This window comes from Pedobacter sp. UYEF25 (assembly GCF_054061655.1).
Window position 1 is genome coordinate 150,964 of the sequence record NZ_JBSSEL010000003.1, and the last position, 14,677, is coordinate 165,640.

The 14,677-nt window shown below is 38.2% G+C and carries 14 protein-coding genes; 2 read left to right on the forward strand and 12 right to left on the reverse strand.

Translation table 11 applies throughout. From position 1 onward, the window contains the following. Positions 1-10: 10 nt before the first annotated feature. The 5 genes from ACVWYG_RS04605 to ACVWYG_RS04625 all read right to left on the reverse strand — a co-directional run bounded on the left by ACVWYG_RS04605 (position 11) and on the right by ACVWYG_RS04625 (position 5,132). On the reverse strand, positions 11-1,198 hold the full coding sequence (locus ACVWYG_RS04605; RefSeq protein WP_457268976.1) for a hypothetical protein: 1,188 nt from the start codon (positions 1,196-1,198) through the stop codon (positions 11-13). 77 nt (positions 1,199-1,275) lie between these two features. Beyond that, positions 1,276-2,103, reverse strand: coding sequence for a glutamine amidotransferase-related protein (locus tag ACVWYG_RS04610; RefSeq protein ID WP_457268977.1), 828 nt, complete (start codon positions 2,101-2,103; stop codon positions 1,276-1,278). A gap of 3 nt (positions 2,104-2,106) precedes the next feature. Next, the gene (locus tag ACVWYG_RS04615) at positions 2,107-3,207 is read right to left on the reverse strand and encodes a carboxylate-amine ligase (RefSeq protein WP_457268978.1); all 1,101 of its coding nucleotides are present in this window, start codon (positions 3,205-3,207) and stop codon (positions 2,107-2,109) included. Between the two features lie 26 nt (positions 3,208-3,233). Continuing rightward, positions 3,234-4,355 carry an ATP-grasp domain-containing protein gene (locus ACVWYG_RS04620; protein WP_457268979.1) on the reverse strand — a complete coding sequence of 374 codons (1,122 nt, stop codon included), beginning with the start codon at positions 4,353-4,355 and terminating at the stop codon, positions 3,234-3,236. A gap of 69 nt (positions 4,356-4,424) precedes the next feature. Continuing rightward, complete coding sequence (locus tag ACVWYG_RS04625) at positions 4,425-5,132, reverse strand: esterase family protein (RefSeq protein WP_457268980.1); 708 nt, start codon at positions 5,130-5,132, stop codon at positions 4,425-4,427. Between the two features lie 293 nt (positions 5,133-5,425). Between ACVWYG_RS04625 and ACVWYG_RS04630 the strand changes: the two genes are divergently transcribed. Next, positions 5,426-6,202: an alpha/beta hydrolase gene (locus tag ACVWYG_RS04630; RefSeq protein ID WP_457268981.1), complete on the forward strand. Its 777-nt coding sequence runs from the start codon at positions 5,426-5,428 to the stop codon at positions 6,200-6,202. Between the two features lie 171 nt (positions 6,203-6,373). Here the strand turns inward: ACVWYG_RS04630 and ACVWYG_RS04635 are convergent, their stop codons facing one another. The 4 genes from ACVWYG_RS04635 to ACVWYG_RS04650 all read right to left on the reverse strand — a co-directional run bounded on the left by ACVWYG_RS04635 (position 6,374) and on the right by ACVWYG_RS04650 (position 9,130). Then, positions 6,374-7,036 carry a nucleoside-diphosphate sugar epimerase gene (locus ACVWYG_RS04635; protein ID WP_457268982.1) on the reverse strand — a complete coding sequence of 221 codons (663 nt, stop codon included), beginning with the start codon at positions 7,034-7,036 and terminating at the stop codon, positions 6,374-6,376. 117 nt (positions 7,037-7,153) lie between these two features. Further along, positions 7,154-7,552 (reverse strand): GlcG/HbpS family heme-binding protein, encoded by a 399-nt coding sequence (locus ACVWYG_RS04640; RefSeq protein WP_457268983.1) that lies wholly within the window; start codon positions 7,550-7,552, stop codon positions 7,154-7,156. Between the two features lie 40 nt (positions 7,553-7,592). Then, positions 7,593-8,480, reverse strand: a complete 888-nt coding sequence (locus ACVWYG_RS04645; protein ID WP_457268984.1) for a DMT family transporter — start codon at positions 8,478-8,480, stop codon at positions 7,593-7,595. A 107-nt stretch (positions 8,481-8,587) separates the two neighbouring features. Then, positions 8,588-9,130, reverse strand: a complete 543-nt coding sequence (locus tag ACVWYG_RS04650) for a ferritin (RefSeq protein WP_457268985.1) — start codon at positions 9,128-9,130, stop codon at positions 8,588-8,590. A gap of 515 nt (positions 9,131-9,645) precedes the next feature. Here ACVWYG_RS04650 and typA point away from each other — a divergent pair. Then, positions 9,646-11,451, forward strand: coding sequence for a translational GTPase TypA (gene typA, locus ACVWYG_RS04655; RefSeq protein WP_457268986.1), 1,806 nt, complete (start codon positions 9,646-9,648; stop codon positions 11,449-11,451). Positions 11,452-11,516: 65 nt separating this feature from the next. Here typA and hemW read toward each other — a convergent pair whose 3' ends face one another. Genes hemW through ACVWYG_RS04670 form a run of 3 tightly spaced genes read right to left on the reverse strand, consistent with a single transcriptional unit; the run spans position 11,517 to position 14,521 of the window. Beyond that, complete coding sequence (hemW, locus tag ACVWYG_RS04660; protein WP_457268987.1) at positions 11,517-12,647, reverse strand: radical SAM family heme chaperone HemW; 1,131 nt, start codon at positions 12,645-12,647, stop codon at positions 11,517-11,519. A gap of 53 nt (positions 12,648-12,700) precedes the next feature. Further along, entirely contained in the window at positions 12,701-13,762 is a 1,062-nt protein-coding gene (locus tag ACVWYG_RS04665) for a glycoside hydrolase family 130 protein (protein WP_457268988.1), read from the reverse strand. 9 nt (positions 13,763-13,771) lie between these two features. Next, positions 13,772-14,521, reverse strand: a complete 750-nt coding sequence (locus tag ACVWYG_RS04670; protein WP_457268989.1) for an HAD-IIB family hydrolase — start codon at positions 14,519-14,521, stop codon at positions 13,772-13,774. Between the last annotated feature and the right edge of the window lie 156 nt (positions 14,522-14,677).

The following is a 14,677-nucleotide window of genomic DNA, read 5'->3' on the forward strand; positions in this document are numbered from 1 at the left end:
ATATTTTTAACTATTGTTCCATAAACCCGATTGTTCCGCCTACCCAATCAAAATCCGCATTGTACCTAACGCCGATCATTTTGCCCTTGCTCAGTCGCGCCAAATTGATGCATAATTGAGGTTCTTCGCCATCTGCCCAAAGATACATAAGTCTAATTTCGGCTTTAACGCCGCCATCTGGCGATTGCACAACCGGCTCATAAACCACTTTTTTCTGCAAAATCCAGTTGTCAGGGTCTATAATTTCATCTATATCGCTCTGCTGTACATCGATAATAACGCCCATACCAGCGAAAGAGAATAATGGTTTTAGCACATAATTTTCTAAGTCTTTTGGCGCTTCTGTAACTCTATTTAAGAAAATTGTCTCGGGCACAAATTTACTTTTTAAGAAAGGCATGGTAAATTTACTCACTCTATAAAACCAATTAGGGTGTGTAACCCACTCTACTTCTGCATCCTGCCGAGGGTCGAAACTATTTTTGAACAACACCTCATCGTTGTCAATCTCATCAAAAATTAGTCTATTGTAAATTCTTTTTAACTGAACCTCTTCGCCGTTTTCGGTGTAGAGAAGTTTCGTGCCCGCCCGATGGATCTCATTAACAGATAAAATCTTTATACCTAACAATTTTTGGGTAACAAAGAAATCTATAGCTGTTTTTTGGTTTTTTGCGTCGATGTCGATAATGGCAACATGCTTGGCATCATGCGTGCCCAAAATCACTTTTTTTAGAAGCGTTATATATTTTTCTTTATCAAAACCATTTAAAAAATAGTGGAGATTTTCCTTGATCTGGTAGTGTTTTTTAAATGTTTCTGCAAGATGCATTTGAAAACCATAGAGCGAAGGAAAACCCTGCATTTCTATTAACATCGGTTGCAGTTCCCCATTTGTATCTTTACAAATGCCAAAATCGAAGGTTAAGAAATGCGGATGGTCATTCTCATTGGGAACCTCCCAAAGTTTTGGAATGGCTTTTTTTGTAAGTTGCCTAAAATTTGGTCGCTTTATTAATTTAATTATCTCTTGGCCAGCGTCTACTAATTTTTTTGCGAGTTCTTTTGGGATAAAAATTGGAGTTTCGGCAACTCTAAAAGGTATTTTTGGATAATCCGTTTCTAAATCAGCTAAGAAATCAGCATATTTTTGCACTGTAAATTGCTTGTTGAAATTTTGCCTTTCTTCAGGAATCATACATTTTAAATTATCGGAAATAGATCACTTTTATGAGTGCCAACTATTAAGAAAATTATGTTATTAAATTTAGATATCTAAACTTCTTGTAGTGTGCCGATCGCTTTATGCAAAAAATTCGGGAGAATAATACGCTGAGTAAGTACAATCCTAGTCGGCTCGTCTAAGCTATTTAACATATCGAAATATTTTGCTTCGCCATGTGTTTCAATTATGGCAGATTTTTTTTCCGCTGTCAATAAATGTAATTTCATGCCTACAGGATCTGCTTCTGGGTGAAATTGAGTTCCAATAATTTCGTTGGTAAAACGAATGGACATAATGCAGCGTGCTAGATCAACGTGTTTTCGCTCCTTCTCTATTGCCAATATAATTGCTCCTTTTTTCTCAAAATCCGCTAAGTCTGGCTCTATTACTTGCCAATCTCTACTATCGACAGAATAAAAAGGGTTGGTAATGCCGGCAAACACTTCATCTTGCTCACCGGCCGCAGTAAGCGTTATTGGAAATATCCCAAACGCATTTGATTTTCTTCTCGTCACTTTGCCCAAGTCATATTTCCTACATGCGAGTTGGAAGGAGTGGCAAATTAAGAAAGCATATTTTTTATTATCTGTATGAGTTTTATTGAAAATTTCTATGTTGTCTAATAAAGCAAAGAAATCATTTTCCCATTTTTCCCCCAAGCTTTCAGAAGGATCTCCTGGGCCTCCACTTGAAATATAAACTTGAAAATCCAAGGTTGGAATTTCGCCTTTTCCCCTCAAGTCAAAAATTTTATAATTTACTGCAATATTGTTTTCAAGTTCAAAGCGGTGCAAAATTTCGTTTATGCCCCGCATGCCTTGGTTTGCTACCCCATCATACATATCTATGATGGCGACGTTTAAACTGTTTTTTTCCATTTTTTATTTAGTACCAATAAGTGTTTGAGCAGCAATAAAGTCTACTACAGCCTCAAAGCTACCTGTTTGCTTGTAAACTGCCAATTGTTTATCGGCACCAGTACCGTTTTCCAAAATTTTGTGTACATATTCAATGTCATTTCTGCAACCTAAATCATCTACTACATCATCAACAAAATCAAGCAATTCTAAAATTAAATTTCTGCAGTTTACCTCGGTTTCCTTTCCAAAGTCTATCAAGTTCCCATCTATTCCATAACGCGCGGCGCGCCATTTATTTTCATTTATAAGTGCTCTGCTGTAGCTTATAAACTCCATATTTTGTAAACGCAACTTGTATAGTTTAGCACATAGGGCTTGAAACAATGCTGTAAAAGCCATGGTTTCGTCTATAAGCATAGGACAGTCGCAGATTCTGAATTCTACCGTATCAAAAAAAGGATGAACCCTTATGTCCCACCAAATCTTTTTTGCGTTATCCATGCAATTGGTTTTGATAAGTAGCTTTACATAATTGTCATAATCTTCGATGCTGTTAAAAATGCCAGGAATGCCTGTTCGAGGAAACTTATCGAATACCTTCGTTCGATAAGATTTGTACCCCGTATTTCTAGATTCCCAAAATGGGGAATTTGTAGATAAAGCAAAAACATGTGGTAAGAAATACCTAACCTGATTTGCAATATGGATGGCCAATTCCCTAGATTGAAAACCCACATGTACATGCAATCCAAAGATCAGATTAGAACGTGCTGCCTCCTGTAGTTCGTTTACAATTTCATCATAACGGGGGTGGGAGGTGATAAGTTGTTTTTCCCAATGAGAAAATGGATGGGTTCCTGCTGCGCCAATCCTCAACCCTTGCTCCCCGGCAAGATTGGATACTGTACACCTTAATTGCGTAATTTCTTTGCGTGCTTCTTCGGTGTTTTTGCAAATACTTGTACCGACTTCCACTACCGCTTGATGCATTTCTGCCTTTACCTGATCTTTATGTATTTTTTGAGCAGCCTCTACAATTTTCTGGTCGTGAGAGGTAAGTTCCCTTGATACGGGGTCTATAACCATGTATTCTTCTTCAATGCCAAGCGTAAATTCGTTCATAGTGGTTAGGTTTTAGCGTTAAAAACTCAAGATTTTTTTGCTTTCTGCTTATCTGACTTCATTGTTGAATCTGACTTTACTGGGGTTTTTTTCTCAACAACTACCTTGGCAGAAACTTTCTTTACCGCAGTTGCTTTTGATGTTGATTTTGGTTCCGGCTTAGCAGTTGCTTTTGCGTTTTGTACGAGTGCAGAGGCAATCGGCTTGCCCGCCACAGAAAGTTTGATATATTCTCCCCATGTCAAATTATCTTGCCCAATTTTTTGTGCTTTGGCACGTTCAATTGCATAGTTGGCAGCAGTTTCAACAACCCACTCAAAATTTTCTTCTCCAACATTATTTCTTTCTGCATCTGGCGCAGGATTGCAAAAGTCTATTGCAATAGGTACACCATCTCTTACTGCAAATTCAACCGTATTAAAGTCGTAACCCAAATATTTACATAATTTTATGGTGTATTCTTCAATGGTTTTTAGTAACTGCTTGCTAGATGGAGGCGTATCTACCACATAACGCAAATGATAAGGATTTCTAGGTTCGTATTGCATTATTCGAACATGCTTTCCTCCGATACAGTAGCATCTAAAATATTCATCAAAAATAATTTCTTCTTGCAGCAACATAACCAATTGGTGTGTTCCAGCGTGTTTGTGGAAAAAATCCTCCTTGTTATGCAATTTGTACACATCTCTCCATCCGCCTCCGTCAAAGGGTTTCATATATGCCGGAAAACCTGTGTATTCAAAAATCGCATCCCAATCTAATGGCATTGCTAAGTTAGAAAAAGACGCTTCCGTGGTGGAATGTGGGTGTTCTCTAGAAGGAATTAAAGCAGTTTTTGGTACCGGAACGCCTATCTGTTCTGCCAGAGCATTGTTAAAAAATTTCTCGTCGGCACTCCACCAAAATGGATTGTTAATTACCGCTGTGCCAGTTATCGCAGCGTTTTTTAAGCTTGCTCGGTAAAAAGGAACATCTTGAGAGATGCGGTCAATAATTACAGCGTAATCCAGAGGCTTATTTTGCAGCATCTTTTCAATTTTGACAGCCTCTGCAGTTATTCCTTTTTCTGCTTTGCTATTAATTCTTTCTATTACCGCTTCCGGGAAAGATCTTTCTTGGCCAAATAATATTCCTATTTTTTTCATTAGTTTTTCAATAAATACTGTTTAAACTTGCGCCTTGTATATATAATGCAATTCGTTGTAAGATTGTTTTCAGAGTTGTGCGACATAAGTTGGAAACATTTCCCTCCATATAAGCCAATCATGATCGGCATTATGCCTCATGTCTAGCCAATGATTTATTCCCTTTTTATTAAGGATATCGGAGAAGCGCTCATTATCTGCCCTGCAAATATCCCTGTCTGTAGTGCCAAGCACTATTTTTATATCGTGTATTTCTGGATTGCTGTTATTGGGCACATAGTCTACCGGATTGTTGAAATAAACATCGTCGTTGTAAAATCCATCCAACTGCCCCAAAATATCAAAAGCGCCGCTCATGCTAAATAGGTGGCTCACCACCCAAGGATGTCTAAACGCAAAATTTGCCGCGTGATAGCCACCAAAACTGCATCCGGCAGTTATTATTTTTTGATGCCCGGTTTCATCTTGCATTAGAGGAACCAATTCTTCCAACAAATACCTATCGTACCAAATGTGATTTTTAACCCGATCTGCTGGAGAAATACTTTTGTTGTGCCAGCTAAATTTATCTATACTATCGGGACAATAGATTTTGATTTTGCCCTCGTTTAAGAAACCCTCCACTGCATCTATCAGCTTAAAATCTTTATTTTCATAGTAACGACCCATACTGGTAGGAAATAGTATTATCGGTATACCAGAATGACCAAAAATTAAGAGGTCTAAATCCATGCTTAAATTCGGGCTATACCATTTTTTATGTGCTTCTTCGGCCATAATGAACAAAAAAATAAGTTATTTCTAGTTGGTTATAAAAGCACAATTGTCTCGTTTTAACCAATATACATAGTTATTAAAAATTTGATAACTATACCAGCAAAAACAGTATAAAATTTATGCTCGATGAATAAAAACAGAAATAAGGAATTTTGGCGTAGATGTTTAAAAAAGGCTAGCGACAGACCGTTTTGAAACAAAAAATCCTGGTTAGCTTCGTAAAACATTTGAGTTTTTTAACTTTGCCCATTGTTAGCGCATTACATGTGATTTATATTTGAGGAGGCGATAAATTGGTTAAAGAAAAAATAAATTCTAATTTTCTTAAAAAAGAAGTAGCTGTCACGTTTTATTTGCCCGCTGTTTTGTATGGTAATGATGTAATAGATTTGTTGTTGATAAACGATGGCCAAGACGTTGCGAAAATGAATTTTAAAAGCATTTTAGCAGGCGTGCAAGAAAAAAAAACTAAGGGAAAACTTATTGTCGTAACTATAGACGCTTCTTTTGAAAGACTTGCAGAATATGGCGTTTTGGATAGGCCAGACTTTAAGCAGCGCGGAAAAAAAGCCGGACTATACAATAGCTTTATTGTAGAGGAACTGTTGCCGTTTATTTTAAATAAGGTGTCGCAGCCAATACAAGGTAGAATTGGTTTTGCAGGATTTTCTTTGGGAGGCTTATCTGCTTTTGACGTTGCTTGGAACAACGATCATATTTTTGATGTAGTTGGCGTTTTCTCTGGTTCATTTTGGTGGAGAAAGAAAGATTTGAAGGCAGGTTACACAGATGCAGATAGAATTTTGCATGCGATGATTGATGAGTCTATTTCAAAACCTGATCTCAGATTTTGGCTTATGACCGGTACGGACGATGAAACCTCGGACCGTAACGGAAACGGAATCATAGATTCGATCGACGATACGATCGACGTGATAAAATGCTTGGTTAAGAAGGGCTACAAACGTCCTCATGACATTCGCTATTTTGAAAAAGTAGGCGGAAAGCACAATCCTGAAACTTGGGCAGCAGTTATGCCAGCATTTTTACAATGGGCATTTGGCGATTGAGTGGGAGCGCGGTCTTTGGGGTACTAAAGTTTTTTTTACAGACTGTATATTTCGTTGGATTTTTGATTTAGAAGTTTAAAAAAATGCCCGCATCACTGACGCGGAAATTTACAGTTGGAATTTAAATAAATTTAGAAAGCATCTCTCGAAGCAAAACTTTTTCGTTTCGGCTTATTTTTCGCCAAAATCCGCAATCTGATCAGACTGAAAAATGTGTATCCCGGGAGATTCTTTTTTCGCTTCCTGCAACATTGCTCGTGCAACAATTTCAGCTTTAATGCTGCGGTATTTTTTTAATGGCCCGATAAGCAATGGATTGAGGAAGCGCATCGCCTTTATGAAAAAGTTCTCTGCAGTTCTAGTGCCTGTCCTTTCTCCATCTAAAAGGGATGGTCTATAAATGTTTATGGTTTTGAAAAACATTTTCGATAAATCTCTTTCTAGCTCGCCCTTTAATTTTGTATAAAAAAATCGAGAGTTTGCGTTTGCACTCATTGAAGAAATTAGGTTGTATGAGCTTGATCCATTTTTTAAGCCGATTGCTGCAAAATCCAAAGGATATTGGTAATCTATTTTTCTGTAGATTTTTAAATCTGGCGTATTTTTCTGAATAGTGCCAATGCAGCAAAAAATATCATCTCCAACAATTTGTGCTGAATGATTTTCAAGATTGTCAAAATCTGTTTCGACGAAATAAATTTTTTCGTGCTTTAAAGTGAGTGGTCTTCTTGCAACCACAGTTATCTTTTCATAAGCTTCGTCATCTATTAGTTTTTGCAGCAAAATGTCGCCTATTAAACCTGTTGCTCCAAATATAATTGCAGTTCTGCCCATAATTGAATTTTTATCGATTTTATGTAATTAACGAATTTTAAATTCGAACCTGCGTTTTTTAACAACAAAAAAGGATGTTTATTAGAACATCCTTCAATAATTTTACAAATGATTTAATTAAATCTCGACGCCTGCAGATGCAACAGTATGATCATTTTCTACCAAACTACCACTTACGCCAATGGCTCCAATAATTTCACCTTCATTATTTTTTATTGGGATGCCGCCAGGAAAAGTAATTAAGCCATTGTTAGAATGTTCAATATTGTACAAAGGTTGCCCCGGTTGTGAAAGTTTTCCTACTTCGCCAGTATCCATATCAAAAAAACGTGCGGTTTTTGCTTTTTTAATGGAGATGTCTAAAGAACCTAACCAAGCGCCATCCATTCTGCCGAACGCAACTAAATTTGCGCCTGCATCGACCACGGCAATGTTCATTTTTAAATTCATCTCGTCGGCCTTCTGCTTAGCCTTATTAATTATTTGTTCAGCTTGCGACAACGTTATGTTCATCATATTGTTTTTTATTGGTTCAATAATTAACGTATTCAAAGTTTTAATGTTTTAATTTTTTTTGTTCTTTAAGTAAGGAAACGCCAAGCAATATTAAGGCGCCGCCCACCAAGTACCACACGTTAAATGGTTCATTGTCTAGCAATCCCCAAGTAACGGCTACCACCGGTAATAAATAGGTCACGGAGCTTGCAAAAACCGCCGAAGTAATGTGGATTAGTTTGTAATATAAAATCATCGCAGCAGCAGTTCCTGCAAATGTTAATATTGCTAAGTAGCCAGTAGCCTGCCATTGTTGCGGTGTATTTTCAACTGTGCCGAAGATGTTTGAGCTTAAAAGAATTAAAAGTGATGGAACGATCCAGATTACAAAAACAGCGGCCGACAATTGCATTGCCGGAACATTGCTTAACTTTTCTTTAATAAGCAAAGCGGCAAGCGCATAGCACGCGGTTGCCAACACCACTAAAAAAGCATAGCTTAAATGAGCGTTTTCGGCATCTCCTTTTGATAAACACATTAATAATGCAGCACCTCCAAAGCCAATCGCGGCGCCTATTATTTGCAATTGTTTGGTCCTAATATTAAAAAATAGGTAGCCAAAAACAAGCACAAATATTGGGACTAACGAATCTAGAATACCAGCCAAAGAACTGCTAACCTTTTCTTGGGCGAGTGGAAACAAAAACATAGGCAGAAAGTTCCCGAAGAAGCCCGTGACACTTAACCAAAAAATCGTATTTCGATCCATTTTTCTTATCGCAGGAAAACCAATCTTGAGTAAGATTAATCCGGAAAAAGCAACCCGAATTGCGCCGATTTGGTAAGGTGAAAATCCAACTAAAGATTTTTTAATAAGGATGAATGAGCTGCCCCAAGTCAAGGCGATTATTGTTAACAATATCCAACGATTTTCTAGAAGTCTCCCCATATTGTAAAATTCAAAAGCCGCATGTCGCACGAAAAAAAAATTACCTAACCAGCAAAAAAACGCCAAGGTAGGCGTTTTATATTCTGAAACATTTTAGGAAGGTGAATTTAGATCTTCTCTTCTCTTGGGACTGTAGCGCTTTGCGGATTGGTTTTTAAATCTTTATCAACCTCGTAAAGGTTTTTATGCTCTGCATTCTGACTAGAAGCAAGATTGTATTTGGCAATTACACCACTAATAAGCGTTTCTTCTTCTATTTGCTCTTTAACAAAATACTGGCCGAAACTAAATGTTGCCCAATCTTTCTCTTCTAAAGCTAAATTTACAATTTTATCAATTTCCGCAGAATTTTCAATTTCGTGTTTTAAGATGTTTTGCAAGCATTCTCCAACGCTTTGTGGATGTACCGGCGCGGCATCTATGGCTTGTATTTTTGCGCTTCCACCACGATCATTGATGTATTTTAAAATTTTAAACATATGCTCGCGTTCTTCCTGCATATGGCCGTATAAAAAAGTTGCTATTCCATCAAAATTATGTACTTCCGCCCAGCTGCCATAAGAAAGATACACTTGTGCCTGATAAGCCTCTTTGGTCATTTGTGCATTTAATAATGCCTCCATTCGATCAGAAATTCTTTTATTGCTCATTTTAGTATTGTATTTAATTTTTTACTATTAGATGAAAAAACAGCGGTTGGCTAAATTTGTTTGTAAAGTCTGAGATAGATTTAACACAGAAAATAGTTTATCAAATTGTAATAATACCGAGTGAAAAACAATAGGTGCAGTTTGGCACTTCAATTCATTTCATTCAAATAAAGTGGCCCCCTTTCAAAAAAATATTATTATCCTTTTTGGGAAAAAACAAACTCCGTTAGTAGCTTCTGCCCCAACTTGCTAAACCCGATTGGAATGGAGAGCCCGAAGCGAGGAACGAGCTCGAACTTGGAATGAAAAGCGGGACCGAAGCTTGCAGAATAATTGCTGCAGTTGCTTTTCAAAAAAAACTTAGGGCTGATACCAACCAACTTTTTTCTCCCATCCGTTGCACACAATCTCTTGACAATCAAATTCTAACAGAAATATTCTTTCAGAAATAAACTGTTTGATTAAAAAAAACCGAACAAAAACACTTATCTTTGCGAAAAATTTAGAAGGCATTTATGCAAAAAATTAGAAATATTGCTATCATAGCACACGTAGATCATGGTAAAACAACCACGGTTGATAAAATTCTACACGCATGTTCTATTTTTCGTGACAACGAAGAGAGCGGAGATTTAATATTAGACAGCAACGATTTAGAACGTGAGCGAGGCATTACAATTGTTTCTAAGAACGTGTCGGTGATGTATAAAGACATTAAAATCAACATAATAGATACTCCTGGTCACGCAGATTTTGGTGGTGAGGTAGAGCGTGTATTAAAAATGGCAGATGGCGTGTTATTGCTTTGCGATGCGTTTGAGGGTGCGATGCCGCAAACTCGTTTCGTTACTCAAAAAGCTTTAGCCTTAGGTTTAAAGCCAATTGTTGTTGTAAATAAGGTGGATAAGGAAAACTGTCGGCCAGAAGAGGTTTACGAGCAAATTTTTGAGCTTTTCTTCAATTTAGAAGCTACTGAAGATCAATTGGATTTCCCTGTAATTTATGGGTCATCTAAAAACGGTTGGATGAGCACTGATTATAACAAACCAACCGATAATATTTTCCCATTATTAGATGCAATCGTAGAATTTATTCCGCCAGCGCCAATAAACGAAGGTACTTTGCAGATGCAAATTACCTCTTTAGATTATTCGTCCTTTGTAGGTCGTATTGCCATTGGTCGTGTTCATCGCGGAACCATTAAAGAAAACCAACCCATTACGTTAATCAAGCGTGACGGTAAAATCGTAAAATCGCGCGTTAAAGAACTTTATACATTTGAAGGTTTAGGAAAAGTTAAGGCTAAAGAAGTTAGCTCTGGAGATATTTGTGCGGTAGTTGGCATTGATGGTTTCGACATTGGCGACACCATTTCTGATTTTGATGCACCGGAACAGTTGCCGGTGATTAGCATCGACGAGCCAACCATGAACATGTTGTTTACCATTAATAACTCTCCATTTTTTGGTAAAGAGGGAAAGTTGGTAACCTCTCAACGCATCAGAGATCGTTTGATGAAGGAAATGGAGAAGAATTTGGCCTTAAAAGTGGTTGAAACAGCCTCTCCAGATGCTTGGTTGGTTTACGGTCGTGGCATTTTGCATTTATCGGTATTAATTGAGACCATGCGCCGCGAAGGTTACGAAATGCAGGTTGGTCAACCACAGGTTATCATCAAAGAAATTGACGGTAAAAAACACGAGCCAATTGAGACTTTAATTGTAGACGTACCTGGAGAAGTTTCTGGTAAAGTAATTGAACTGGTAACTCAGCGCAAAGGCGAGTTGTTGATTATGGAGCCCAAAGGCGATTTGCAGCATTTGGAATTTGAAATTCCTGCACGTGGAATTATCGGCTTACGTAACAACGTTTTAACTGCTACTGCTGGCGAAGCCATTATGGCACATCGTTTTAAAAGTTATGAGCCTTGGAAAGGAACAATTCCTGGTCGGTTAAATGGTGTATTGGTTTCTATGGAAAAAGGAATGACTACCGCTTATTCATTGGATAAGTTGCAAGATAGAGGTCGTTTTTTTGTAGATCCAGGCGCAGATGTTTACGAAGGACAGATTATGGGCGAGCACATTCGCGACAATGACTTAGTTGTCAATTTGGTAAAAGGCAAGCCTCTAACCAATATGCGTGCTTCTGGAACTGATGACAATACTCGTATTGCACCTGCCATTAAATTTTCTTTGGAAGAAGCAATGGAATACATCCAAGGCGACGAATATATTGAGGTTACACCGGTAAGTATGCGTTTGCGTAAAGTTTATTTAACCGAGCAAGAGCGTAAGGTTAAAGGTAAGCAGTTTGCTTAATCTTTAAGCTTTTTCGCTTCCGCGGATAAAAATACAAGCCTTTCTGAGCAATCGGGAAGGTTTTTTTATTCGTTAAGCACAAACATTTCTGATGCAATGTGATCTGCGAAAAGTTTTCCGCTTTGCGTTAGAAACACGGTTTCGTCTCTTTGTTCAATCCAGTTTTTCTCAAAAAATATGGGAAATTGCTTTTTAGTTTCTAATAAGAAAGCAGACCCAAAATCTTGTTCGATCGCTTGTAGATCTAATCCCCACATGGTGCGAAGTGAGGTCATCACGTATTCGTTAAAGCGGTCATTGATACTTAATACTTCAACCTGCTCTGGCAAAATGCCTTGCTCTAATTGTTGTAAATAAAGCGCATTGTTTGCTGGATTCATGGTTCGGTTTCCCCCGTCAAATCCATGCGCAGATGGACCGATGCCGATAAAATCGACACCTCGCCAATAATTTGTGTTGTGCACGGCGTAGTTACCAGGTTTGGCAAAGTTGGAAATTTCATATTGCTCAAAGCCGTTTGCCGAGAGTTTATCCATCAGGTAAATAAACTGATCGGCGCTTTGTTGATCGCTTACGGGTGGTTGTTTTTTTGTTTTAATGGCATAGTACAAAGCAGTTCTGGGCTCTACGGTTAATGCATAAGCAGAAATATGTGGCACCTTTAGGTCAATCGCTCGGCTCAAATTGCTTTCCCACTTAGCATCAGTTAACAACGGAAATCCATAAATAAGATCGATGGTTAGATTTTCGAAACCGTTGTCTTGAGCGAGCTTTACGCAAGATTCCGCTTCAGTAGAGTTGTGTGCACGGTTCATCCAGAGTAAATCTTCATTAAAAAAAGACTGGATTCCGACGCTAAACCTATTTATCGGGAAATGCTTAAATAGCTTAATTTTCTCTTCCGTTAAATCATCAGGGTTGGCCTCAAAAGTAATTTCCGCTTTAGTATTGACTGTGTAATGTTTGTAAACGGAATCAAAAATTTTGGCTAAACCCTGTTCACTCAAAATAGAAGGCGTTCCACCACCAAAATAAATGCTCTTCACCTCGCTCTCTAGTCTGCCTTTTTTGAGTTCGAGTTCTTTGCAAATTGCATCCACAACACTGCTTTCTTGTTGCAGGGAGGTGGTAAAATAGAAATCGCAGTAATGGCAAGCTTTTTTACAAAAAGGAATGTGGATGTAGATGCCTGGCATTTGGCAAAGTTATAAAATTAACTGTTTTTGAGATGGTTGTTTGGATAATATGCCTACAACTGTTCTGGTATTGTCATCTTTGCAACGCCAATGCGGTTATCGGCCATGCCATAGTATACATCTATTCGGTCTGGTTTACCCAAATCGTCTCGCCGATCTATTCCGGTTGGAAAAACCACGTTTCCAATAGTGCCAATTTTTTCAGCATCCAGCTCTGGTTCCAAAATTGGTTCCTTTGATCGGTATAAGATTTTGTGCGGATTTTCTACGGATAAAATCATTGCACCGGCAGCGTAACAAAATTTTGGTTTCTCGCGGCAGGAATCATCAATCTCTCGTACACCATGATAAACGAGTAGCCACCCGTGTTTTGTTAAAATCGGGGGGGCGCCAGCACCCACTTTTACTTGTTCCCAATCGTACTCAGGCTTAGCGAGCAGATGATGGGAAGTAAATTCAGCGTTTTTTACCGTTTGTTTAGGCTTTAAGTTGCAATAAGAAATCCAGATGGATTGTGTCTCATATCTCGGTTTTCTTTCCGGGTGTTTAACCAACTCATCGGGACTTGTGCCCGGAAAAAGCGGGCGATGCAACATGGCCAAAGAGCCGTGATTGTGTGGACTTGGAATTAATATAGGGAAAGTACAAGCATCTTTATCGTCTACATCGTTAAAATCTATGTCTTTGTATGGCAAATATTCAACTAACCCAACCCGTATCCATTCTATTAAATTGTATGAATAAGCAGCTGCAATCCGCGGTCCGTCTGGACCAAAAGCAGTGTAGGTCATCACGTAACGATCTAAAATATCTACAAAACTAACCCTCGCATCTTCGCACCCGCCTCCGCCATTAGACCTTTTCTCATAGGGCGCATCTGGTTCTAGTGCTATGCCTATGCGCTCTACGCCGGTCGGTTCGCCTTCTTCATCAAATAGAACTTTCGCAATCCCAATTCGAGAATAATTGTTTTTTGCAACCAATCTAGGAAAAAGATAAAGATTTCCATCTTTGCCTCTAACTGCAGCAGGGTTTAAAACGCCCTCTACCTCATTGGCATTACCCGCCTCAGGTTCCATAATTGTACAAATGCGGTTAAGCTGAAATTTATTCATGAGCATTTTTTATTTAGACGATAGACAGGCAATAATCGTTTCTACAATAGCCCTAGTTTCGGTGGGATCGCGAACCTGTATGCAATCTACGCCTGTTTTCTTGGCTGGATGGTCGTTTCCACCAGCAAAAAGTGCATCCCCTACAAACATTATCTCTGAGGTTTGTAAATTAAATTTCTCCTTTAATTTTTCAATGCCATATGCTTTGTCTGCACCCTTTTTTGTGATGTCGATAGATGTAGAGCCGCCTAAATTTACATCAAAGTCTTTTAATTTTTTATCTAGTTTTGCTTTAATTTTCTTCCGCTTTCTAAAATCCGGATCCCAATCTTTTTTTGCACTCAAAGGCGCTTTTTGCCCAAGGGCGGAGAATGTAATTTGACTTCCTCTGTCTTCAATTTGTTCCCCCCAAAGTTCACCAAAGTTTATATTGGACTGTTCTATGGCAACTGTTAATTCTTTTTTTATTTTTTCACTCTGTTTTCTAGTAAAGTCCTCTGCGTATACTTTTGTCCAGGATGCTTGGTAGCTGTAAAATTTTGTTCCACAAGTTGGTAAAATAGAGAGATTTCCCAGATTTCTGGCATACAACATTTTTGCGAGCACCTGTTTTTTAAACTGCGGCCAATCTGCACCAGAAATAATGGCCACCTTTGCGTGATCTAGCAAGGAGGTAAGTGTGTTAACCATCTCTTTGGTAATGATAGATTTACTCTTGGCCAGAGTTCCGTCTAAATCGAACACCACTAATTTTTTCATAAACCCACTATTTATGGATGTTAACAAACTCAACAATTTATTGTTTGTGTGGTGTTTACATTGGCCAAATAAAAACTTACGTGACATTAGTCGTTTGGCTATTGTTAAACTTTGACGTCTAATTTTTAGGTAAAGCATCAGATATAAAGTAGTTTT

Bases quoted from the DNA above. Each gene is read 5' to 3' on its own strand.
- ACVWYG_RS04605 (WP_457268976.1), bottom strand. From the start codon at position 1,198: ATGATTCCTGAAGAAAGGCAAAATTTCAACAAGCAATTTACAGTGCAA.
- ACVWYG_RS04610 (WP_457268977.1), bottom strand. From the start codon at position 2,103: ATGGAAAAAAACAGTTTAAACGTCGCCATCATAGATATGTATGATGGG.
- ACVWYG_RS04615 (WP_457268978.1), bottom strand. From the start codon at position 3,207: ATGAACGAATTTACGCTTGGCATTGAAGAAGAATACATGGTTATAGAC.
- ACVWYG_RS04620 (WP_457268979.1), bottom strand. From the start codon at position 4,355: ATGAAAAAAATAGGAATATTATTTGGCCAAGAAAGATCTTTCCCGGAA.
- ACVWYG_RS04625 (WP_457268980.1), bottom strand. From the start codon at position 5,132: ATGGCCGAAGAAGCACATAAAAAATGGTATAGCCCGAATTTAAGCATG.
- ACVWYG_RS04635 (WP_457268982.1), bottom strand. From the start codon at position 7,036: ATGGGCAGAACTGCAATTATATTTGGAGCAACAGGTTTAATAGGCGAC.
- ACVWYG_RS04640 (WP_457268983.1), bottom strand. From the start codon at position 7,552: ATGATGAACATAACGTTGTCGCAAGCTGAACAAATAATTAATAAGGCT.
- ACVWYG_RS04645 (WP_457268984.1), bottom strand. From the start codon at position 8,480: ATGGGGAGACTTCTAGAAAATCGTTGGATATTGTTAACAATAATCGCC.
- ACVWYG_RS04650 (WP_457268985.1), bottom strand. From the start codon at position 9,130: ATGAGCAATAAAAGAATTTCTGATCGAATGGAGGCATTATTAAATGCA.
- typA (WP_457268986.1), top strand. From the start codon at position 9,646: ATGCAAAAAATTAGAAATATTGCTATCATAGCACACGTAGATCATGGT.
- hemW (WP_457268987.1), bottom strand. From the start codon at position 12,647: ATGCCAGGCATCTACATCCACATTCCTTTTTGTAAAAAAGCTTGCCAT.
- ACVWYG_RS04665 (WP_457268988.1), bottom strand. From the start codon at position 13,762: ATGAATAAATTTCAGCTTAACCGCATTTGTACAATTATGGAACCTGAG.
- ACVWYG_RS04670 (WP_457268989.1), bottom strand. From the start codon at position 14,521: ATGAAAAAATTAGTGGTGTTCGATTTAGACGGAACTCTGGCCAAGAGT.